General features: G+C 34.4%; 23 protein-coding genes. 9 read left to right on the forward strand and 14 right to left on the reverse strand.

The genetic code is table 11. The features are described from left to right. Positions 1-41 precede the first annotated feature (41 nt). The 5 genes from mfd to U6A24_RS17935 form a co-directional block, all read right to left on the reverse strand. Entirely contained in the window at positions 42-3,407 is a 3,366-nt protein-coding gene (gene mfd, locus U6A24_RS17915) for a transcription-repair coupling factor (protein ID WP_324181377.1), read from the reverse strand. 68 nt (positions 3,408-3,475) lie between these two features. After that, positions 3,476-4,615 (reverse strand): aminotransferase class V-fold PLP-dependent enzyme, encoded by a 1,140-nt coding sequence (locus U6A24_RS17920; RefSeq protein ID WP_324181378.1) that lies wholly within the window; start codon positions 4,613-4,615, stop codon positions 3,476-3,478. 126 nt (positions 4,616-4,741) lie between these two features. Then, entirely contained in the window at positions 4,742-4,939 is a 198-nt protein-coding gene (locus U6A24_RS17925; protein WP_324181379.1) for a hypothetical protein, read from the reverse strand. A 50-nt stretch (positions 4,940-4,989) separates the two neighbouring features. Further along, positions 4,990-5,187: a hypothetical protein gene (locus U6A24_RS17930; RefSeq protein WP_324181380.1), complete on the reverse strand. Its 198-nt coding sequence runs from the start codon at positions 5,185-5,187 to the stop codon at positions 4,990-4,992. A gap of 140 nt (positions 5,188-5,327) precedes the next feature. Beyond that, positions 5,328-7,055: a helix-turn-helix domain-containing protein gene (locus U6A24_RS17935; protein ID WP_324181381.1), complete on the reverse strand. Its 1,728-nt coding sequence runs from the start codon at positions 7,053-7,055 to the stop codon at positions 5,328-5,330. 443 nt (positions 7,056-7,498) lie between these two features. Here U6A24_RS17935 and U6A24_RS17940 point away from each other — a divergent pair, with 443 nt between their 5' ends. Both U6A24_RS17940 and U6A24_RS17945 read left to right on the forward strand, forming a co-directional pair. Further along, the gene (locus U6A24_RS17940; protein WP_324181382.1) at positions 7,499-7,654 is read left to right on the forward strand and encodes a hypothetical protein; all 156 of its coding nucleotides are present in this window, start codon (positions 7,499-7,501) and stop codon (positions 7,652-7,654) included. 324 nt (positions 7,655-7,978) lie between these two features. Then, the gene (locus tag U6A24_RS17945) at positions 7,979-8,410 is read left to right on the forward strand and encodes a TerB family tellurite resistance protein (protein ID WP_324181415.1); all 432 of its coding nucleotides are present in this window, start codon (positions 7,979-7,981) and stop codon (positions 8,408-8,410) included. A 40-nt stretch (positions 8,411-8,450) separates the two neighbouring features. Here the strand turns inward: U6A24_RS17945 and U6A24_RS17950 are convergent, their stop codons facing one another. The 5 genes from U6A24_RS17950 to fbp all read right to left on the reverse strand — a co-directional run bounded on the left by U6A24_RS17950 (position 8,451) and on the right by fbp (position 12,905). After that, positions 8,451-9,989, reverse strand: a complete 1,539-nt coding sequence (locus tag U6A24_RS17950) for an ATP-binding response regulator (RefSeq protein WP_324181383.1) — start codon at positions 9,987-9,989, stop codon at positions 8,451-8,453. 3 nt (positions 9,990-9,992) lie between these two features. Further along, on the reverse strand, positions 9,993-10,487 hold the full coding sequence (locus tag U6A24_RS17955) for a Rab family GTPase (RefSeq protein WP_324181384.1): 495 nt from the start codon (positions 10,485-10,487) through the stop codon (positions 9,993-9,995). Next, positions 10,474-11,298: a cell envelope biogenesis protein OmpA gene (locus U6A24_RS17960; protein WP_324181385.1), complete on the reverse strand. Its 825-nt coding sequence runs from the start codon at positions 11,296-11,298 to the stop codon at positions 10,474-10,476. Before U6A24_RS17960 ends, U6A24_RS17955 begins: the two co-directional genes overlap by 14 nt. A 17-nt stretch (positions 11,299-11,315) precedes the next feature. Further along, positions 11,316-11,669: a fructose 1,6-bisphosphatase gene (locus U6A24_RS17965; protein ID WP_324181386.1), complete on the reverse strand. Its 354-nt coding sequence runs from the start codon at positions 11,667-11,669 to the stop codon at positions 11,316-11,318. A gap of 228 nt (positions 11,670-11,897) precedes the next feature. Continuing rightward, on the reverse strand, positions 11,898-12,905 hold the full coding sequence (gene fbp, locus U6A24_RS17970; protein ID WP_324181387.1) for a class 1 fructose-bisphosphatase: 1,008 nt from the start codon (positions 12,903-12,905) through the stop codon (positions 11,898-11,900). 178 nt (positions 12,906-13,083) lie between these two features. On the opposite strand from fbp, the gene U6A24_RS17975 reads away from it, so the two are divergent. The 6 genes from U6A24_RS17975 to U6A24_RS18000 all read left to right on the forward strand — a co-directional run bounded on the left by U6A24_RS17975 (position 13,084) and on the right by U6A24_RS18000 (position 18,942). Then, positions 13,084-13,563 carry a GNAT family N-acetyltransferase gene (locus U6A24_RS17975; RefSeq protein WP_324181388.1) on the forward strand — a complete coding sequence of 160 codons (480 nt, stop codon included), beginning with the start codon at positions 13,084-13,086 and terminating at the stop codon, positions 13,561-13,563. A gap of 17 nt (positions 13,564-13,580) precedes the next feature. Continuing rightward, positions 13,581-14,834, forward strand: a complete 1,254-nt coding sequence (locus U6A24_RS17980) for an aspartate kinase (RefSeq protein ID WP_324181389.1) — start codon at positions 13,581-13,583, stop codon at positions 14,832-14,834. A 52-nt stretch (positions 14,835-14,886) separates the two neighbouring features. Further along, positions 14,887-16,692, forward strand: coding sequence for a lysophospholipid acyltransferase family protein (locus U6A24_RS17985; RefSeq protein ID WP_324181390.1), 1,806 nt, complete (start codon positions 14,887-14,889; stop codon positions 16,690-16,692). Between the two features lie 520 nt (positions 16,693-17,212). Further along, a complete protein-coding gene (locus tag U6A24_RS17990; protein WP_324181391.1) occupies positions 17,213-17,713 on the forward strand; it encodes a mechanosensitive ion channel family protein in 501 nt (166 codons plus the stop codon). Next, on the forward strand, positions 17,710-18,027 hold the full coding sequence (locus tag U6A24_RS17995; protein ID WP_324181392.1) for a hypothetical protein: 318 nt from the start codon (positions 17,710-17,712) through the stop codon (positions 18,025-18,027). The genes U6A24_RS17990 and U6A24_RS17995 overlap by 4 nt, the downstream gene beginning before the upstream one ends. 60 nt (positions 18,028-18,087) lie before the next feature. Next, positions 18,088-18,942, forward strand: coding sequence for a mechanosensitive ion channel family protein (locus U6A24_RS18000; RefSeq protein ID WP_324181393.1), 855 nt, complete (start codon positions 18,088-18,090; stop codon positions 18,940-18,942). Positions 18,943-19,016: 74 nt separating this feature from the next. On the opposite strand, the gene U6A24_RS18005 is transcribed toward U6A24_RS18000, so the two are convergent. Then, positions 19,017-19,982 (reverse strand): nucleoside hydrolase, encoded by a 966-nt coding sequence (locus U6A24_RS18005; RefSeq protein WP_324181394.1) that lies wholly within the window; start codon positions 19,980-19,982, stop codon positions 19,017-19,019. A 73-nt stretch (positions 19,983-20,055) separates the two neighbouring features. Here U6A24_RS18005 and U6A24_RS18010 point away from each other — a divergent pair, with 73 nt between their 5' ends. After that, the gene (locus tag U6A24_RS18010; RefSeq protein ID WP_324181395.1) at positions 20,056-20,622 is read left to right on the forward strand and encodes a Crp/Fnr family transcriptional regulator; all 567 of its coding nucleotides are present in this window, start codon (positions 20,056-20,058) and stop codon (positions 20,620-20,622) included. A 37-nt stretch (positions 20,623-20,659) separates the two neighbouring features. On the opposite strand, the gene U6A24_RS18015 is transcribed toward U6A24_RS18010, so the two are convergent. Genes U6A24_RS18015 through U6A24_RS18025 form a run of 3 tightly spaced genes read right to left on the reverse strand, consistent with a single transcriptional unit; the run spans position 20,660 to position 22,087 of the window. Further along, complete coding sequence (locus U6A24_RS18015; protein WP_324181396.1) at positions 20,660-21,085, reverse strand: arsenate reductase ArsC; 426 nt, start codon at positions 21,083-21,085, stop codon at positions 20,660-20,662. An 18-nt stretch (positions 21,086-21,103) separates the two neighbouring features. Further along, a complete protein-coding gene (locus U6A24_RS18020) occupies positions 21,104-21,601 on the reverse strand; it encodes a GNAT family N-acetyltransferase (protein ID WP_324181397.1) in 498 nt (165 codons plus the stop codon). Then, positions 21,602-22,087 (reverse strand): DUF6428 family protein, encoded by a 486-nt coding sequence (locus U6A24_RS18025; RefSeq protein ID WP_324181398.1) that lies wholly within the window; start codon positions 22,085-22,087, stop codon positions 21,602-21,604. It abuts the gene before it with no gap. Positions 22,088-22,100 lie beyond the last annotated feature (13 nt).

Raw genomic sequence — 22,100 nt, forward strand, 5'->3', positions numbered from 1 at the left:
AAGGGTTTTTAAAACCCTTGGGATCTTCTCTTGGGGTCTAATCATGAAACCTTCTCCTCAGCCATAATAGGTTGTAGCGGTTGCAATATCTTCAGCGCTTTATCAACCGAATTTATATTTTCAAAGGTCAATAAAAGTCGTAAACCGTTTCGGGTTTCTTTTTCTTTCATTTTACATTTACCTGGATTTTGTTGCACAAACTGTAATACTTTAGTAAATGCCGGACTTTGATAAAATTCAGATTGCTGGTCACTTATAAAATACCCAATCATCTTATTCTGTTTAAGTATGATTTTTTCTAACCCAATCGATGTGGCAATCCATTTAATTCTTACTGAATTGAGTAGGTCAACCGCCTGATCGGGCAACTCTCCAAAACGATCTATAAGTCGTTGCTCATACCCATTTAATCCTTCTTCATTCTTTATACTATTGAGCTCGGTATACAGGTTTAATCGTTCGGTAATGTTATTGATATAATCATCGGGGAATAACAGCTCAAAATCGGTATCGATTTGAGTGTCTTTTAAATATACTTTTTGTTCTCCTTCGTCTTTGTACAGTTCTTTAAACTCATTCTCTTTGAGTTCTTCTATGGCTTCGTTTAGGATTTTTTGATAGGTTTCAAATCCAATTTCGTTAATAAACCCACTTTGTTCGCCACCTAGCAAATCTCCTGCTCCTCTAATTTCAAGATCTTTCATGGCAATATTGAAACCACTACCAAGTTCAGAAAACTGTTCAAGCGCCGTAATACGTTTGCGAGCATCTTCGGTCATGGCAGAGTAGGGAGGTGTGATAAAATAACAGAATGCTTTTTTATTGCTTCGGCCTACACGACCTCGCATTTGGTGCAGATCGGATAACCCAAAGTTGATGGCGTTATTGATGAATATAGTATTGGCATTGGGAACATCGAGTCCGCTCTCTACAATGGTAGTAGAAACCAATACATCAAATTCACCTTTCATAAAGGCCAGCATGAGATTTTCTAGTTTTTTTCCTTCCATTTGGCCATGACCCACACCAATTTTTGCATCTGGTACTACTCTTTGAATCATACCAGCTACTTCCTTAATATTTTCGATGCGATTATGAATAAAAAATACTTGTCCGCCTCGTTGTATTTCATAACTAACAGCATCTCTTATTGTTTCTTCACTAAAACGTATCACATTGGTCTCTATTGGGTATCGATTTGGTGGTGGTGTGGTGATTGTCGATAAATCACGAGCTGCCATCAAACTAAATTGTAAAGTTCGTGGGATTGGGGTTGCAGTTAAGGTAAGCGTATCCACATTTTCTTTAATGGTTTTAAGCTTATCTTTTACCGAAACCCCAAATTTTTGCTCTTCATCAATAACTAGAAGGCCTAAATCTTTGAATTTTACATTTTTATTGACCAATTGGTGCGTGCCGATAATGATATCTACTTTTCCCGAAGCTAGTCCTTCTAGCGTTTCTCTTTTTTGTTTTGCAGTGCGGAAACGATTTATGTAATCTACCGTCACTGGAAAATCTTTTAAACGCTCACGAAATGTTTTTGCATGCTGAAACGCTAGTATGGTAGTTGGTACTAGAACGGCCACTTGTTTCCCGTTATCTACAGCTTTGAATGCTGCTCTAATGGCTACTTCGGTTTTACCAAAACCTACGTCTCCACAAATCAATCGATCCATGGGGCGCTCACTTTCCATGTCAGCTTTTACCGCGGCAGTAGCGGTACTTTGATCAGGAGTGTCTTCATAGATAAATGAAGCTTCCAACTCATGTTGCAAATAACTGTCTGGATCATACTGAAACCCTTTTTGCATTTTTCGCTTTGCGTATAATTGAATAAGATTAAAGGCAATTTCTTTGACTCTGGTTTTTGTCTTTTGCTTAAGGTTTTTCCAGGCTTTGGATCCTAGTTTATATATCTGTGGAGCTTTACCATCTTTACCATTGTATTTTGAGATTTTATGAAGGGAATGAATACTTAAATAAAGCACGTCACGCTCTCCATAAATTAACTTGATTGCTTCTTGCTGTTTGCCTTCGACATCAATTTTTTGAAGGCCACCAAACTTACCGATTCCATGATCAATATGAGTTACATAATCGCCAACCTCTAGGTTGGTAAGCTCTTTTAGTGTTATGGCTTGCTTTTTTGCGTATCCATTTTTAAGCGTAAACTTATGATAACGTTCAAAGATCTGGTGATCGGTATAACAGGCAATTTTTTGATCATGATCGATAAATCCTTGAAAAGCCGAAAAAACAACCGTTTCATATTGTTTTACATCAAGATCGGCATCATCAAAAATATCGTGGAAACGTTTTGCTTGCTGCTCGCTAACACAAAAGATGTAGTTTTTATATCCTTCTTCATGGTTTTCGTTGAGGTTTTCGATCAAAAGATCAAATTGTTTATTAAAAGAAGGCTGTGGTTTGGTATTAAACTTTATGGTGTGATCGGCCTTGGTTAAAGGACGATTACCAATTTCTACCAAGGTAAAATCCAGTAATTGCTTTTTTATAAGATCTGAAGTGGCAAAAAGCTCTCCAGGAGTACTATGTTTAATTTCTTTGGATAAGGTTTCGAAAGCTTCCTTTGCCTTTTCGAAATTTTTATCGATTCGGGCCGATAGTAAATCGATATCCTTGGCAAAAACAATTGTTTTATCAGCTATGTATTTTAAGAAACTTTCTCTTGTTTCTTGCATAGCCTTGTTTTCGACATTGGGAATTATGGTAATTTTTTTGATTTGATTGGTAGAGAGTTGTGTTTCTACATCAAAGGTTCGTATACTATCTACTTCATTCCCAAAAAATTCAATACGATAGGGCTCGTCGTTACTAAAAGAGAATACATCCACAATACCACCACGTACCGAGAATTCACCAGGTTCTGTAACAAAATCCACTCTTTGAAATTGATATTCAAATAATACTTCATTAACAAAATCAAGAGATAAGGTATCGTTTACTCCAATTTTTAAAGTGTTTTTCTCTAGTTCTTTTCGTGTAACCACTTTTTCGAATAACGCATCGGGATAGGTAATGATCAAGGCAGGTTTTTTACGCGAATTGATCCTATTTAATACTTCAGCCCGTAGTAGCACATTAGCATTATCAGTTTCTTCAATTTGGTAAGGTCTGCGATAACTGCCAGGGTAAAAAAGTACGTTTTTGTCGCCCAATAACTGCTCTAGATCGTTAAGATAATATGCCGCTTCTTCTTTGTCATTAAAAATACAGAGAAACGGTTGGTCTGCAGATTTAAAAATGTTCGAAATAGCAAAAGATAACGAAGATCCTAATAGTCCTTGTAGATGTACTTTTGCTTGAGATTGGGCAATAGCTTTCTCTAGTTTCTGCAATGGCAGAGACTGTTCAACAATTTGCGAGATTATAGATACACTCACGTAGCAAAGATTTTAAGGCACAAATATAAGTGCTATCTTAATTTCTTACAAAGGAATATTGATTTCTATCAAAATTGAGCGACCAATCTTTCCAGATCCTCTTCAGAATTATATACGTTAGGGGATATACGCATGGCATTACCCCTAAAAGAAACAATAATATTTTCTTGTTTCAATCTTGTTTTTAATCCTTCAACATCGATATGGTCTGGAAAATAAACTCCTATCAAATGATATGCTCTGTGGTTATCATCTTCGATAAAACATCCAAAATCGCGTAATTTTTTTACTGCACCTGCCGAAATGCCTCTGCAATATTCTTGAATGGCAGCAGGCGTCCATTCTATCAATTGTTCGATAGCTCTTATAAGCATTGGTGTAAGTACAAAATTACTGGCTTCGCCTACAGCATATCGAGCAGCTTTTTCCTGATATCGGTCTTGATAGGTTGTGAGTCCCGAAAAATCTTGACTATTATAGCGATTCATCCAACTGTGTTCAATTGGATTTCCGTCATTAAAGGCATCACCATAATATGCCATGCCTGTAGAATAGGGACCCAGTAACCATTTATAACCGCCGCAAATCAGTGCGTCTGGTTGTACTTCCTGAACGGAAAATGGTAGGGCACCGATACTTTGGGTACCATCGATTACCAGCAAAGCATTTACTTCTCTAGTTTTTTCTCGAATAGCTTTCAAATTGAACAACGTTCCATCTGCCCAATGTACATTACAGATAGAAACTACAGCAGTTTTTTTGGTGATGGCTTGTAATATTTCTTCATTCCATAAAACTGCGCGATTTTCAAATTGCTGGGTTGGTTTTATGACTTTTATGATAGCTCCTTTTTTTTGGGTTATTTCTTTCCATATGTAAACATTGCTAGGAAACTGCTCATCCACCAAGATGATTTCGTCTCCTTTACTAATGGGAACATTGTTGGCAGCATTTGCAATACCATAGGATACCGAAGGTATGCTTACTGTATTTTTATAATGAGGAGCATTTATAAGTGTTGCGAAATGTTGCTTTAATATCTCAACTTGGTTAAAGAAATCTTCGGCAAGAATCTCGTTAGGTCTTGCTTTGCGGGTTACGCTTTTTAGTCCTATTTGGGTAACCGATTTTAATTGTGGAGACATGTATGCACCATTAAGGTAGGTAACATTTTCAGGAAGATCGAAAAGATGTTTTTGGCTTTGCATCAAAAAAATAATTTAAAAACTAAATTTAATTGATGCAAAGCCGTAAAAAAAGAGTTTATGAAAATATTAAGAACGAGAATATTCTTATTTATAAAATCATAGTTCTATTGATAACTACAGAAAATTTTACGCACAACAAAGGCTGTCTTCAGTAACAACAATGTCGTCGTTGGTTTTGGTTCCTGTTGGACAAGTGTGATTACCCTCTGCAGTATGACACCCTGTATAAGTATGTATAATACTAGTGAAACCACCTTTAATGGTATTCAAGTTATTAAGTTTTGTAATCGTTACCTTTTTAAGGTTAAGTTTTGTTTTTTTCATTTTTCCCATGTTTAATAATATAGATTTACTTTTAATTAATAAATAGAGAACTATGCACAACAAAGACTATCTTCGGTAACGACAATATCATCATTGGTTTTGCCTGTATCTGGACAAGTGTTATTACCGTCTGCAGTATGGCACCCGGTGTACGTATGAACAACACTAGTGAAACCACCTTTTACAGCATCCAAATTGTTAAGTTTTGTAATTGTTACCTTTTTAAGGCTAAGTTTTGTTTTTTTCATTTTTCCCATGTTTAATAATATCCTTAACGGATAAATACGTTTACTTTTAATTCAAATATAATTATGAAAGCATTTAACCTTGGGTTTTTTTATAAATATTTGCCCGTTTTCAGGGAAAACATAGTGTTAAACCCCTTTGGTTATTGCTCTAATTGCTTTTCCAGAGCTTTTATAAAATAAGAAGGATGAATCCCGTTTCTTTTAAAAAAAGCTTTAGAAAAAGCATCGGTGGTGTTAAAACCAATCTCGCGTGCTATTGCCTTTATCGTATAGTTTCTAAATTTTGAATCTGTTTTTAGTCTTTCTATTGCCCGATCTATTCTTAAATCGTTGATGTAATAATTAAAAGACTTCTTTTTATAAGTATTCACAATTTTGGACAAATATTTAGAATTGGTCCCAAACCTTTTGGCCAAGAGGTGTATGGATAAATCGGGTTCCATAAATCCGGTTTCTTTTTCAAAAGTATCTAATTTACCAAGAATGTCTTTTATACTTTCTTCGGGAATGGCAAGCTTCGTTCTCTCTTTTGAAGAGACAGATTGCTTTTCTTCTCTTTTATGCAGGTCCTTTTGATTATAGAGTTGTTCAAAACGTCTTTTGTATTGTTTTTGCCTATGCCTATTAACTAACCATAGTAATAGGAGCAGGAAACTAATCACTCCTAAAATACTTATAACTGTTCTAGACGTTTTTTTTTCATTTTCTAAACTGTCTATAATCTCTTGTTTGTCTGAAAGTAATCTTGGCGTGTCATAATTTTGTACTACGGCTTTCATCAGATAACGATAATTGGTATGCAGCACACTGTCGACAGAAATTAACCTTTCGATATATTTTAATTGATTATCCTTGTCTCCTAGTTTTTTGTAGTGGTTGATTAAGATTTCATAGTTCTCGCGATTATTGGGCATAATCTCTGATATTTCCTGAAATATATCGTCTACTTTAATATGGGCAGCTATGGCTTCATTTTCTTTGTTTAATGCTGCAAGAGTCTTTCCGTAATAAAAATAAGCCATGGATAGATTTGCTTTATCTTCATTGCTTTGAAATTCATTAATTGCCCTAGATAAACTATCTTTTGCACCAGTAAAGTTCTTTTTGTCAAATAGATTAATTCCTTCGTTTAAAGTAAAATAACATTTAAAATCTTCATTATTGAATGATATTGATTCTTTATAGCCAATACGATTAATAATAGTAGCAGAATCTAATTTTTTATTTAGGTTATACGCGTCCGAAAGAGCAAATAATGTGCTCAGATACGTATTAGGCTTACTTTCTTTGAGATTAGAATAATAAGAATGACATTCTTTAAGCTCTTTCAACGCGGTTTTATATTCGCCAATTCTGCTTTTTAGGATACCAATACTTTTTTTACTACCATAGAAAAGATCAATGTTCTCAAACTCTTCTGCTTTTTCGTTTGTTTTCAGGTATAAATCAAGAGCTTTTTTGAAATTTCCTTTATTGTATTCTATTTTTCCCTTATTAAAATATGCAAATGCCGGGTACAATTTTGTTTTTAGATTCTTCGAAAACAGAATCATGCTGTCCACATATTTTTCTGTTATTTTTTCGTCTTTAGTTATCGCTGTGAAATAATAATATCCGTTAACTATCTTAAGAGTGTCTTGATCTTTTTTTGATTTTAAAAGATAGGGTTTGGCATAGGTAATTGCTTTTACAGAGTCTTTAACATGTTGAAAAAAGTTTTTTTCCAGATAAGAATAGTCTGTAGAATGTAAACTATCTAGGGAAGATTGAAAACCAAACAGGCTTGTGCCATTAAAAAATAGAAATATTGCAAAAAATGAATACGTAAAAAACTTTTTAATACGTGGCATTGCAATAGCATATGACATCTAGGGAGGCTTTTAGTGAAACAAATTTAGAGATTTAGAAAAGAAAAACAAAGTTTGTTCTTTCACACTCTTTTTTCGTCTTGAGTGTTAACGAACATTATGAGATAAATATTGTTCGTCTGAAAAAATGCATTTCCATCAAATAAATATCTATATATCTGACAATCATATGTTTGAAAAATATTAAGCAACATTCGATTCCATGAAAACACACTGTGTTTTCCCTGAAAAGCAATTTCTTTCACTTGTTTTAGTGCATGATTCCCATCTATATTTGTTCCCAACAAAACGGCAATTGTTTATAACAAAATAAGAGAGGCTAATTTATCATCAATTAAAAAACATACATAGTTGTTCTAGATTTTATTTGGAAATCTAAAAAGACAGAGTTTCTGACTGTCTGTAAATGTTCAGGACACACACAAATAATAATACGTTGAGTTATGTTAACAAACATTTTAAATTTAGAAGGGGTACAAACAATTGAAAGAAAAGTTCTAAAGGAAGTTAATGGTGGTTCGGGCTGCGCTTGTGGTAGTAATTGGACTCATGGTAATGAGTATGGTGGTGGCGAAGGTATGTTTTGTGATGAATGTTAAAAAAGTAAATTTCATTTTACCCAAAAAATAGGCCGATCAAGGTCAAAGTAGCTCTGGTGATAATAGTATCACAGTAAAATAAAGAGCACTTTAACGATAAGGTAGGCGATGTCAAAAGTGCTAAGAGTTAGCATTAAGACACAGAAAAATCCGGCTTAATTAGCCGGATTTTTTAATTCGTAATTATCCTTTAAAACTAGATTTTTTCAGAAAAAACCTAAGTACAAATACTATGCAATGTTTTATTCTTAAAAAAGCGTAATTATAAATTTCAAAAGGAGTAGAGTTTAGTTATATTTGCGGCAAATTAAACAAAAGTACATGATGTCTATATCTGATTTATTTGATAGTGGGTTTCAAAAGCGAAATCAAGATCATTTTGCAGCAATTGTAAGGGTGGCAATGAGTGATGGGGTAATTACTGATGAAGAAAAAGCGTTTCTCGATAGATTAGCACGCAATCTAAATATTTCTGAAAATGATTATAAAGAAATACTGAAAAATTATAATGCTCACCCTATCAATCCTCCTATCGACTACGATCGAAGACTAGAGCGATTATATGACTTGGCAAGAATGGTATATGCAGATAATATAAAAGGTGATGATCAGGTGGTTTTATTAGAAAAACTAAGTATCGGTTTAGGATTTAATCCAGATAATGCAACTTATGTTGTAGATAAAGCGCTTAAACTGGTAGATCAAGGAGTAGATAACGATACTTTTGCAGAAGAAATCAAAACTATGAATAGATAAATAATATCTATTACTACTACTAGATAAAGTAAAAGGCTGCCTATTCGGCAGCCTTTTTTGCAATCTGTTTCACAATTTTATAAAGCAGTTCTTCTTGTTCAAAAGGTTTGGCGATAAAGTCATCCATTCCAGCTCTTATGCATTTGTCACGAGCATGTTCATCGGCTTTTCCGGAAAAACCTATAATAGGAATTTCAGAAATAAACTTATCTCCATAATTGTTTCTGATCATTTGAGTGGCTTTGAATCCATCGATTTTTGAAACCGTAAGATCCATAAGAATTAAATCATATTTGCGTTTTTCGATATAATTAATAGCTTGTTCTCCATTAATGGCGATATCGACAAAGTATGTACCTTGAGAGATAAGTATTTTCATGATAAGGTATTGTGTAATCTCCTCATCTTCTACTAATAGTATTCTGAATTTCTTTTTACTCTTGGGGAGTGTATATTTTTTCTTTTTTCGCTCGACTATAGATTTGGTAACCTCAAACTTAAATGGAAGTTTGATAATAAATGTTGTTCCTTCATCAGGTTTACTGGTTACTTTTATTTCTCCATTTAGAAGATCTACCAGATTTTTTACTATTGCAAGCCCCAAGCCAGTTCCCGAAATTTGTTTATCTCTATTAAACCTGGTAAAGCGATCAAACAGATGAGGCAAGTTTTCTTCAAGAATTCCTATCCCAGTATCTTCAATTTTAAAGGTAAGACTTAGTTTATTGGTTCGCTGGTAATTTTTTGAAACTTTAAAAGAGACTTTGCCTTCTTCAGTAAATTTGAAAGCATTGTTAAGAACATTATTTAATATCTGGTATACACGGGTACGATCTCCGATCAAGTACTCTTGTATGCCGTCTTCAATATTGGTTTCAAACTTTATTTCTTTTTCTTTTGCTAGTTTACCGTAGGATTCATTAAAACCATCAATAAGTTCCCTAAACGCAAAGCGTTCTTGTACGATTTTTAAGCTGCCCGATTCTATTTTTGAGATATCAATCATATCATCAATAAGAGCATTAAGGTGATGACTTTCTCTTTTGATGATTCTTGCAAGTTCCTCTTGCTCAAAAGTAAGCTGCGTTTTTTCGAGAACTTCGACAAATCCTAAAATACTGGTTAAGGGAGTTCTTATTTCATGATTGATATTGGCAATAAAACTATTTTTGAACTCTTCTTTTTCTAATAGATACTTGTTTTTAAGTTCCAGTTCACGAGCAAGCAGAATAGATTCGTTCTTTTGTTGGGCAATATGATTTAGATCTTTGTATTTATCTGTATAATCGTATAAAAAAATCGATATTTCTTTCCCATTTGGTTTGATAGTTAGGTCACAGATTCTTTCAGAATTACCTTCTTCTATATGTATGCAGGGAAAATTTAACTCTTGTTCCTTAACCGAATTATCGTCTTCAATTGTTTTTAAAATCTCAAAAAATGGATGTGCATCATAAATTGATTTTCCCTTTGACCAATTAAAAAGAGCAGTATTTGTTTCTTGAATAATTCCGTCGTAAGAAACCTTGATAACCTGAACCTGAGGGTTAAATCGAAATTTGTCTTTTGCGTCTACCATATGCTACTTTGTTATTTCTATGGCCAGATCTGAAAAGAAATCTTGTACATTTTCATTGGTCTTTGCACTAGTAAGACAATCAAAAGGAATATTTTGTTCTGCAAGCTTCTTTGCAATCTCTTTTTCGTTTACGAGGTCAAGTTTATTACCTATGGCCTTGGCAGTTACATTGTTGTAATTGTTTTTAAGATATTCAAGGTCATTGTTTAGGTTCTTATAAGTATCCTCTCGGGTAAGGTCAAATACATAAATAAACGCATGCGATCCCAAAAGATAAGATTTACGAGTGTCCTCTACTGTGTTAGAATGTCCTTCGGTATCCCACATAATCATAGACAACTCTCGGCCATCAGGTAATTGTATTAATTTCTTTTTTATTTGTACTCCAAGAGTGACCTTATATTCTTCAGAAAATTCGTTATCAATAAAACGTCTGAATAACGATGTTTTTCCAACACCAAAGTGTCCCAGGATCACTACTTTTTTAGACAATTTCATCTGCAAAATGTTTTTTTAATTTTTGTGTAAACAGTTTATTGTTTTCAAGATCTCTGTTTGAAATATGATTTGTGGCAAAATCCAAAATTTGATCTTCTAATACTTCCTTAAACATCATGGTATATGCACCAGATATTACGGCTGCAATATAATACGAATAAAAGTTTTGAATATGAATGGTATATAGTTCATATTCAATCATTTGTAGATCCTGGTCTCCGCCTTCAAAAGCATCTTCGACAAAGCTTTTGATTGCGGTAAGCATACCCGCTACCATTTCTTTATCTATAGTACCATCAGATAAAGGGCTATAATCGGCAATAAGAATCCCCGAGTTTTTTTCGATAACAAACATCTGCATTAACCTGGGTTTTGCATAGTCTGAAAGGGCCAAATCTCCTTCGGTAATACCATAGGCTTTCGACTTTGCTTTTCTAAACCAATTTTTAAAAGAAAAGGCCTTTTTGGTTTGCCTGCTTATGTTTTCGCTTAACAAACGCATCTCGTGGGCAATATATTTTTTGATCATTTTACCGATGATCGGAAATAGTGCCTCTACTACTGCATCCTGGGAGTTTTTGATTTCCTCTTTTAAAGCCTCGGTAATTGTTGGACCCAATGTTTTTGGAATTTCTTCAACAAATTCCTCAAGCTTGTCATCAATAATTGGATCTACTTTATGGGAAAGTTCTTGTTTTTGATGAACAATCTTGCTCAGCTCTTCAACTTTTTCGGCAATAGAATCAGCATATTCTTTTTCTTCCGTAAGAAGAAGTTCTTTAAGAATTTTAAGTTTATCCTGATCTTCCATAACCTTTGGTAGATGGCTTATTTTTGGCTAATCTTTTCGCCAAGAGAAATAAGAAGATCTCCAAGAGTTTTTTTGTCTACTTTTTTAGTATCCAGCGTTTCTGCTTTATCGGCAAGATTATCTTCTAATTCTGTGATTCTTATATTGATATCAGTACTTAGGTTGTCTATGGCCTGATTTAACTCTTTGCGGGTATCATCGATAAAATCCTCGAGTTCTTTCTTTTTTGAAGCGATATCTTTTTTTACTTTTTCAAATTCTGAGTTGTAAGCAGCGATATTATCTCCAAAAATAAGGTTTTTGATCGCTTCGATTTTTGAAGAAGGATCGTCTACTACTTGCTCATTAACAGCTTTGTTTTCCTTGGCCATTTTTGGTTGATTTATTTTAGTTTATTATTGAGCTCTTCATAAAATTAACATAAAAATGTTAAATACATGATTTCTATACAAGATAAATACAATTTACTTGTATAAAATGGAGCGAAATTTAAAAATGTGTTACGTTAATTCTAAAAACTTAGGGGTAAGTTATGTTGAGACTCTATAAATATACGATTAATTATTATTTTCTTTTAATGAACACAAAGATATACCAATCTATTTAGAATTATCCATAAAAGATTCTACCTTTTCTACCATATTAATACTTCCACAAACAAAAGGTGTACGTTCATGAAGCTGTGTAGGCTTTATGTCTAATATACGTCTGAAACCATCACTTGCTTTTCCACCTGCCTGTTCAGCAATAAATGCCATTGGATTGCATTCGTAAAGTAATCGGAGCTTTCCATTGGGTGATTTTGAGGTACTAGGGTATAAGTATACCCCTCCTTTTATCATATTGCGATGAATATCACTTACCAATGAGCCTATATACCTAGAAGTATAAGGGCGATCTTCTTTTTCTTCCTGACAAAATTTGATATAATCTTTGATCCCTTGAGGGAAATGAATGTAGTTTCCTTCATTTACAGAATATATATTGCCATCTTTTGGGAACTTCATATTTGGGTGTGATAAATAATAGGTTCCTAATGCCGGATTTAAGGTAAAACCATTTACACCATTACCTGTGGTATATACTAGCATGGTTGAAGTCCCATAAATGATGTATCCGGCAGCTACTTGTAGATTGCCTGGCTGTAAGAAATCATCAATAGTTACCGGTGTTCCTGCGGGAGTCACTCTACGGTAGATCGAAAAAATAGTTCCTACAGAAACATTTACATCAATATTTGAGCTTCCGTCAAGGGGGTCCATAAGGACAACATAGCTATTACGATGATCGTTTTTTTGACCTTTTATGGTAATAAATTCGTCATTTTCTTCAGATGCAATTCCACAAACAATTTCCCTATTAGTAAGGGTGTTTATAAAAGTTTCGTTAGCCAATACATCTAGTTTTTGTTGATCCTCGCCTTGAACATTGGTTTCGCCAACTGCACCTGTAATATCTACTAATCCAGCTTTGTTAACTTCATGATTCACCATCTTGGCTGCCAACCTAATCGAGTTGATTAGGCGAGAGAGTTCACCACTTGCATAGGGAAAATCCTTTTGATTTTCAATAATAAATTCTCCTAAAGTTTGGTTTTTTCGTGTCATTGATGGTGAATTTGATTTTGTGCAAAAATATTATTTTTTAGATTACTACAACGTTTTCGTAAGTTTAATTTAATGAGGACTTTGCAGAATTGCGGAAACATAAGCTGCTTGCGGATAACGTTAGAAAATTGTCTGGTTTCTGGTACATATTTTATAGTTTTGACAAACTTTTTGAATTATGAGTTATATAATACGAGACGCAGTAGAGGCCGATATGCCACAAGTACTAGAGTTAATTCGTGAATTGGCGGTTTTCGAAAAGGAACCCGATGCAGTAGAAGTAACTGTGCAAGAATTAGTGAAAGAAGGTTTTGGAGAAACCCCTCTTTTTCATTGTTTTGTTGCTGAAGTAGATCATAAAATAGTGGGTATTGCGTTAGTGTACTATCGTTTTTCTACATGGAAAGGACGCTCAATTCATCTTGAAGATCTCATCGTCAAAGAATCAATGCGAGGTACAGGTTTAGGAAGTGCTTTGTATGCCCAGGTAATGAAATATGCCAAGGCAAAAGGTGTGCGTAGAGTAGAGTGGGTAGTACTGGACTGGAATCAAAATGCAATAGATTTTTATGAAAAAAGTGGAGCCACTCTTTTAAAGGATTGGTACTTGGTACAGATGAATGAAGAAGGAGTTCATAAATTCGTGGCAAACCTATAATTTTAATTTGATCTCGAATGAGGGTATTTAAATTCGGAGGAGCATCAGTTAAAGATGCAATGGCAGTAAAAAATGTAACCAAAGTACTTGATATTACAGGGTATTCAGATCTTTTGATTGTTGTTTCTGCGATGGGTAAAACCACAAATGCCTTAGAGCAAATTGTAGATTCTTATTTAAGCAAAAACCCTGACCTTCATGAATTGCTTATTAAATTGAAAAAGTACCATTTAAATATTTTGGATGGGCTTTTTAAAACCAGGCAACCCCCTGTTTTTGTAAAGGTCGAGAACTTATTTGTGGATCTTGAAACTACACTTGCGCGTAATAAATCAACACGATATGACTACATTTATGATCAGGTCGTAAGTTTTGGAGAACTTATTTCTACTACAATAGTAAGTGAGTACCTTAATGATGTTGGATATAAGAATCAATGGCTGGATGCTCGAGAATTGATTAAGACTGATAGTTCCTATAGAGATGCCGAAGTTAACTGGGAGAATACTCAAAAGCGTATTATTGAAAAAGTAAATAAAAATAACCTAAGTATTACTCAAGGTTTTATAAGTTCTGATGAAAATAATTTTACCACGACTTTGGGTAGAGAGGGAAGTGATTATTCTGCCGGGATTTTTGCGTATTGTTTGAGCGCAGATAGCGTAAGTATCTGGAAAGATGTTCCTGGAGTACTTAATGGTGACCCAAGAAGGTTTAAAGATACGCAACTATTATCGCATGTATCCTATAGCGAAGCTATAGAATTGGCCTTTTATGGAGCATCGGTTATACATCCAAAAACAATTCAACCCTTACAGCGTAAAGAGATTCCTTTGTATGTGAAATCATTTTTGAATCCAGATACTGAAGGAACCTCTGTAAAAAAGGGACAACCTTTGGATCCCTATATGCCGTGTTATATAGTAAAGAAGAATCAGATATTAATTTCACTATCTTCACTTGATTTTTCCTTTATTGTTGAAGATAATATCAGCGAAATTTTTAGTCTTTTTCATCAATACCATATCAAGGTAGATCTTATTCAAAATTCGGCAATAAGTTTTTCGGTATGTCTTGATGATAAATTTGATCATTTTGAGGGGCTTTTGGTAAAGTTAAAGGCAAAATTTAAGGTTACTTATAATACCAATGTATCTTTGTATACGATACGTCATTTTACCGAAAAAGCCATTCAAACCTTAGAAAAGGATAAGGAAATTTTATTAAAACAGATTACTAGAGAAACCTATCAAATGGTTGCCAAAGATTAGTATTTCAATTCAAGGATTTTGCTATATTTGCAGTTAGCGCAAATTGTATTTAATGCCCATAATCACAGCAAGAGAAATAGCCACGGGGCTCAAATTAGATAAACTTGGTTTTATAGGTACTTTTTTAGGTTGGCTAATTCTTAAAGTTACCAGATTATCCAAAGTAAATCGCCAATACGATAAGATAAGTCATCTTAACGATTTGGATTTTTTGGTACGTGCCCTGGAAATTCATGGTGTTAAATACGAGATTCCCGAAGAAGATCTAAGAAGACTACCTAAAGATGGAGCTTTCATAACGTTGTCGAACCATCCCTTGGGAGGTCTTGACGGTATTTTGTTGCTAAAGTTAATGCTAGAACATCGTTCTGATTATAAAATCATAGCGAATTTCTTATTACATAATCTCAAACCCCTAAAGCCTTATGTGATGCCGGTTAATCCTTTTGAAGACCGAAAGGAAGCCAAATCTAGCCATAAGGGTATTAAAGAAGCTATTTTACATCTTCAAGAAGGGAATCCTTTAGGTATTTTTCCTGCAGGAGAGGTATCCACCATAAAAGATGGCAAAAATTATATTGATAAGGCTTGGGAACCTAGTGCGATGCGATTGGTACAAAAAGCAAAAGTACCAGTGATACCCATATACTTTCATGCCAAAAACAGTAGGCTTTTTTATCGACTGGCTGCAATGAGTGGCACCTTAAGAACTGCAAAGTTACCCAGCGAACTGTTCTCTCAAGAAAATAAGGTGATTAAAGTACGTATCGGGAACCCAGTATCGGTAAAAGATCAAGAAGAACATACAGACCTTAAGGACTTTACCAATTTCTTACGAACAAAAACGTACATGCTCGCAAACCCCTTTGAGAAAAAAACGTTGCGAGAGTCCATCCCGAACTTAAAAATACCAAAATCTCCAAAACAGATAGCAGGAGAGGGTAATACACAAATTATAGAGTCTGAATTACAATTCTGTAGAGATAATGATAAAAGACTTTTAACAAGTAAGAATTATGAGGTCTTTCTAGCTCAGAAAAAAGATATACCTAATATATTAAATGAAATTGGAAGACTTCGGGAAATCACATTTCGAGAGATTGGCGAGGGGACAAATAACTCTATAGATCTTGATAAGTTTGATGATTATTACCACCATATGTTTTTATGGGATAATGGAGGTAAAAGACTAGTTGGTGCGTATAGAATGGGAATGGGAGCCAAAATATATGCCAATTTCGGAATTAATGGATTTTATCTTCAGGATCTGTTTCGATTTGAACCCGAATTGCATCGCATGATGAGTCAATCTATAGAAATGGGTAGAGCTTTTATTATCAAAGAATATCAGCAAAGGCCCATGCCGCTATTTTTATTATGGAAAGGGATTGTGCATTGTACCCTGCGTTTCCCCGAACATAAGTATCTTATTGGTGGCGTAAGTATTAGTAATAAATTTAGTAATTTTTCAAAATCGCTCATGATCGAGTTTATGAAATCACATTATTACGATCCTTATGTGGCTCAATATGTTAGACCCAAAAAAGAATTTAAGGTTAAGCTTAAAGATGCCGACAAAGACTTTGTGTTTGATGAAAGTAAAAGTGATCTCAATAAATTCGACAAAATTATAGACGAGGTAGAGCCAGGAAGTCTTCGAATCCCAGTTCTTATCAAAAAATATATTAAACAAAATGCGAAAGTAGTTGCCTTTAATGTTGATCCATTATTTAACAATGCTGTAGATGGTTTAATGTATATTCGTATAGCAGACTTGCCAGAAAGTACCGTAAAACCCGTAATGGAAGAATTTCAAGCCGAACTCGAACAGAAGTATTTCAAAAACGGTGATAAATAAGTCGAGTTATTTGTAGTGTTTTTGTGCAGTTAATCGATATTACTGTAGATTTTTTCTATCCCAATTACAATATATATTATGATATAGATTTATTTAGTGATCTAAATATATTTCTATGGTCCTTCAATATATTTATTTTGTTATTGCGCTATTAGGAATCATAATCTTTCTTTTTTTAATTAAAAAGCTTTTTGCCTGGTTAAAAACAAAGATTAACAGATTAGAGTACAATATATTTTTTGGTAGTGCTAAGTTTTCTCAATTTTTCAGATTTATAACACCAAGAAGAGAGCGGCATATTCTAACTTTTTTATTAAGACTAATACGAATATCAATAACCATAACTTTTCTTGTCTTTTATCTTCCTTTTCTATTTAGTTTGATGCCACAAACCAAAGAATACGCAGATATTGTACTCGGATATATTAAAAAACCACTACTTTTTCTTTATCACGGCTTCGTAAATTTTATACCTAATCTGTTTTTTATAATTGTAATATTTTTTGTTACAAAATATTTATTGCGATTCCTTAAATATGTAACCACCGAATTGGAACGAGAAGCAGTACGCTTAGAAGGTTTTCATGCCGATTGGGCGCGCCCTACCTTTAATTTATTAAGAGTATTTATTGTTGCCTTTGCTTTGATTATTGTTTTTCCATATATCCCTGGTTCAGATTCCCCTGCGTTTAAAGGGCTTTCAATTTTCTTTGGGGTTTTATTTTCTCTAGGATCTACATCGGCGATTTCAAATATTGTAGCAGGTGTAGTAATTACGTATATGAGACCTTTTAAAGTAGGCGATCGGGTAGAGATTGGAAATACAATTGGTGATGTAACCGAAAGAAGTCTACTGGTCACCAGAATACGAACCATTAAAAATTTGGATGTTACCATTCCAAACTCATCTATTTTAGGGAATCATATCGTAAATTTTACAAAAAATGCCGCTGAAGATGTTGGAATAGTTTTACACACTTTTCGGTTACCATTGGATACGATGTGGAGAGCAATCAAGTGATTAAAGCATTAGTAGAAGGAGCAAAAAAAACAGACTTGGTCCTGGAAGATCCACTACCTTTTGTTCTGGTAAAAAGTTTGGATGATTTTTATGTAAATTATGAACTGAATGTGTATACCAAAAATCCGGATCAATCTGCAAAGATATATTCATCATTGCACGAAAACATAAAAAATGAGTTACATGCAGCCGGAATTGAAATTTTGTCCCCGCATTACCAAGCTGTTAGAGATGGTAATGTTTTAACCGTCCCACCCGAAAATATTCCAGATGGCTATGTTCAACCTGGATTTAAATTTGAAAACAACAGATAATATTTATCTATAAATTAATTTATAATTTTAAACAGAACACTAATATTAAAAAATAGCACAATGTTACTATCAATCTTACAAGTAGACACATCACGAGGAATTGAAAAAGCACAAGAATGGATGAATTATGGTATCGATTTGGCCAAAGAATTTGGACCTAAACTTATCACCGCAATTTTAATTTACATAATAGGTTCATGGATAATTAAACGAATAATTAAAGGGCTTACAAAGGTATTCTCAAAAACCAAATATGATCTTTCTTTACAAAAGTTCTTGTTAAATTTGGTGTCCTGGGCGCTTAAGATTTTTCTGATCATTATAGTTGTTTCAAGGTTAGGAGTAGATGTAACTACATTTGCAGCAGTAATTGCAGCAGCAGGTTTGGCTGTGGGTCTTGCGCTTCAGGGATCTTTATCAAATTTTGCGGGTGGCGTTTTAATCATGATTTTTAGACCTTATAAAATAGGTGATGTTATCGAGGCACAAGGAGTATTAGGTGTTGTGAAAGAGATTGAAATCTTCACCACCAAACTCACTACACCTCAAAATAAATTGGCAATCGTGCCCAATGGAACCATGGCCAATGGAAACATCATTAACTATACAGCAGAAGGGTTAATGCGAGTAGATATGACCATTGGTATTGGTTATGATGAAGACATCAGAAAAGCAAAAGAAACCTTATTACAGGTTCTGGTAAGTAATCCTAAAGTACTTAAAGAACCAGCTCCTTCAGTAAATGTAGAAGCATTGGGCGAAAGTTCTGTAGATTTGGCGGTAAGACCATTTTGCAAACCCGAACACTATTGGGATGTATATTTTGAAAGTCTTGAGAACTGTAAGTTGGCGCTTGATGATGCGGGTATCGAAATTCCTTATCCACATTCTGTTGAAATTCAAAAGAAAGGTTAAGTATGTATTTTAAAAAAAAGAGGTTTCCAATTTGGAAACCTCTCTTTTTTGTTTTAATCCTGTAGCAATTGCTACTATTGAATTATGAGTCGGGATTTTAGGAGTTTTATAACCCTTTTTTCATTCACATCAATACAAATATTTACTTTGGGTCTGTTTTTCCAAGGAAGTAATGCTTCACCTTCTTCATGATCAGACTCTCCAATTGAGGGCCAGGTTTTTCCTTTACTTATACCTTCTTGCGTTTCTACTTTAACCGGATACTTGACCGTTTTGTACAAATTTTTATCGATCAAATAGGCAAAAACTGAAGAGTCATGTACATAGGTGCCATCTATTTTGTTTACCCTCATAAAAAAATCGAGATAGTATTGATATGCACGCATAACATAATTATTAAGAGGAGCATCACATTCGGATATTTCATTAAGAGTTTCTTGCGAGATCATTGTTTTGTGAGTGACGTCCAATCCAATCATGGTTATGGGCCAGTTTGCTCCTAATACTATATCGGCTGCGTCCGGATCAGAAAGTATGTTTGCCTCGGCAGCTGGTGTTGCATTTCCTGCACAAAAGGCATTTCCGCCCATAAACACCACTTCTTTAACCAGGTTTTGTATTTCAGGTTTTTTGGATAATGCAGTCGCCAAGTTGGTTAATGGACCCAAAGCTGCAATAGTAACTTGTTTTGGAAACTTAATAATCTGTTCTATTAAAAATTCGTCTGCTGGGGTATTAATAGGAGATAAGTCACAAGGTGGTTGCCACGTATTTCCCTGCCCATCGTCACCATGAACAAAAGGAACCCCACCCATAAATTTACCCTTTAGGGGGGTTGATGCTCCCTTGGCAACAGGAATTTCGGTTCGATTGGCCAATTGTAATAGACGCAATGCATTTATCGTTGCAAGATGTACATCTACATTTCCAAAAACGGTAGTTAGCCCTAGAATTTCAAATTCTTTGGATGCCAGAGCGATTTGTATTGCCATGCTGTCGTCAATTCCTGGATCGGTATCTATAATTATTTTATTCACCATTAGTACTTTTGTTGTATAAAACAAATTAAAATTTCTTTTTTTGGAAAGGACATTTGTCCAAATAGACGTTAAAATGATACGAACTAACCACGAGTTGCTTGATTTTTTTTCGAAGAACTGTGAAGAAAATGAATTCATAAAGTATGAACAGTTTCATCCTGGTAAAAAGATTATTAATCAAGGCAGTCTTGTTCGAGGGGTTTATATTATTGAAAAAGGAATCGGAAAATGTTATGTTGAAGAGGAAAACGGGAAAATTTTTATACAAGAATTTTTTGGAAAGGGTGAAATCCTGGGAGAAGTCGAAATTTTTGATGATGCATTAAGTTTCAGCAATGTTGAAGCTGTAACTCGAATAAGTGCATATCGAATCGAAAAGAATGATTTTTATAAATTAATAGAGAAGAAAAATGAATTTGGAATCATTTTGTTCAAGGCGATGGCCGTAAAACTGAGAAATACAGCTAAAAGAGCTTCTAGTCAACAATCGTATCCTTTGGAGTATAATCTTAAAAAGCTTTTACAACTTTCTTCTGCCGAGACAGAACACATTTCAAAAAATGATATGGCAAGTTATTTAGGAATAACACTGCGAAGTCTTAACAGAAAAATTAAACAAATACAAAAAAATGATCCGTAGGCCTCAAGACTTGTGGATCATTTAAAATACTATGCTATTATGATGTGGCTGTACTCATTTTTGATTCCACAAAATCTTTACAATATTCCTTAATTTGGTTTCGGGTTTTTGTAAATGCCGCATGAATTTCTTCTTCAGTACCTTCTACTTTTGAAGGGTCAAAGAAATTGTAATGTAATCGCTCTGCTTTACCAGGGAAGAAAGGGCACCTTTCCTTTGCATTGTCACAAACGGTAAGAATGTATTCGAATTCAATATCCAGATATTCATCAAGGTTGTTCGAAGTATGGTTTGAGATATCTACCCCGTCTTCTTTCATAATGGCAATGGCTCTTGGGTTTACGCCATGCGTTTCTACTCCGGCACTATAAATTTTGGCATTATCCTTGGCAAAATGTTTTAAATACCCTTCGGCCATTTGGCTGCGGCAGGAATTTCCTGTACAAAGCACTAAAATATTCATATATGTGGTGTTTGGTGGTTAAATAACTGTTTTACTTCTTCGTTCTAAAATGGTATTATCGTACCAAATATCGTTTAATTTTCCAACTTTTTCGCGATACCCAATTTCTCGAAATCCCAGGGATTTGTGCAAAGCGATGCTTGGTTTGTTTTGTGTAAAGATTCCCGCTTGCAATGTCCAGAATCCTTCGGCTTCACTTTCTTTAATTAATTGAGACAAAAGTAAGGTTCCTATGCCCAAATTTTGGTGTTTTGATGTTATGTAAATGCTAACTTCTGCCACCCCTTTATACACTTCTCTTTTTGAAGTAGGAGATAGGGCTGCCCATCCAACAATCTGATTCTCAATCATGGCCTTAAGTCTACAAGACTTGATATGCGAAGCATCCCAAGTTTCCCAGCTGGGTATTTTGGTTTCGAATGTAGCAATGCCAGTAGCGATACCTTCTTTGTAGATGGTTGCAATTTTTGGCCAATCTATTTTAGAAAAATAGGCTATTTGGATTTCAGGTTTCATCTAGCAACAACCGCTACCTGGTGCACATGCATTGTTAGCTGCTGCTACCGTTTCAGGTACTCCACAAGTTTCTTTGGCTTTACAATCGGTGGGTTGTACCGATAGTTTTATGATAAGTTCGTTATCTTTGGCAAGAAAACCTGTAACATGAAGTTGTGCAGTGTGAAACATCGCATTGCCATATTCGATTCTTACAGGCGCATCCATATCATAAGATTTCATGGTTCCTACCTTTTTTAGTATGCCTAAGGCTTTATATGCACTCATATAATCGGGTTTTCCTAATTCCTTTGGACTTTCCCATAGCTGAATTACTGTTTCTTTCCAGGAATCGGTTCCTGCTCCGCAATCAACAGCATCTACGGTAACATGTTTTACTTCGGTGATATGATAATTTGTACCTACGAGCATCCCTGGAGCATATTCAAACAATAAAGATTTCTCGCGATTTTCGGCTAGTAAGGTGATAAAATCTGATGTATTCATAAATTTGATAGTT

This window comes from Aquimarina gracilis (assembly GCF_035285365.1).
GTDB classification, from domain to species: domain Bacteria; phylum Bacteroidota; class Bacteroidia; order Flavobacteriales; family Flavobacteriaceae; genus Aquimarina; species Aquimarina gracilis.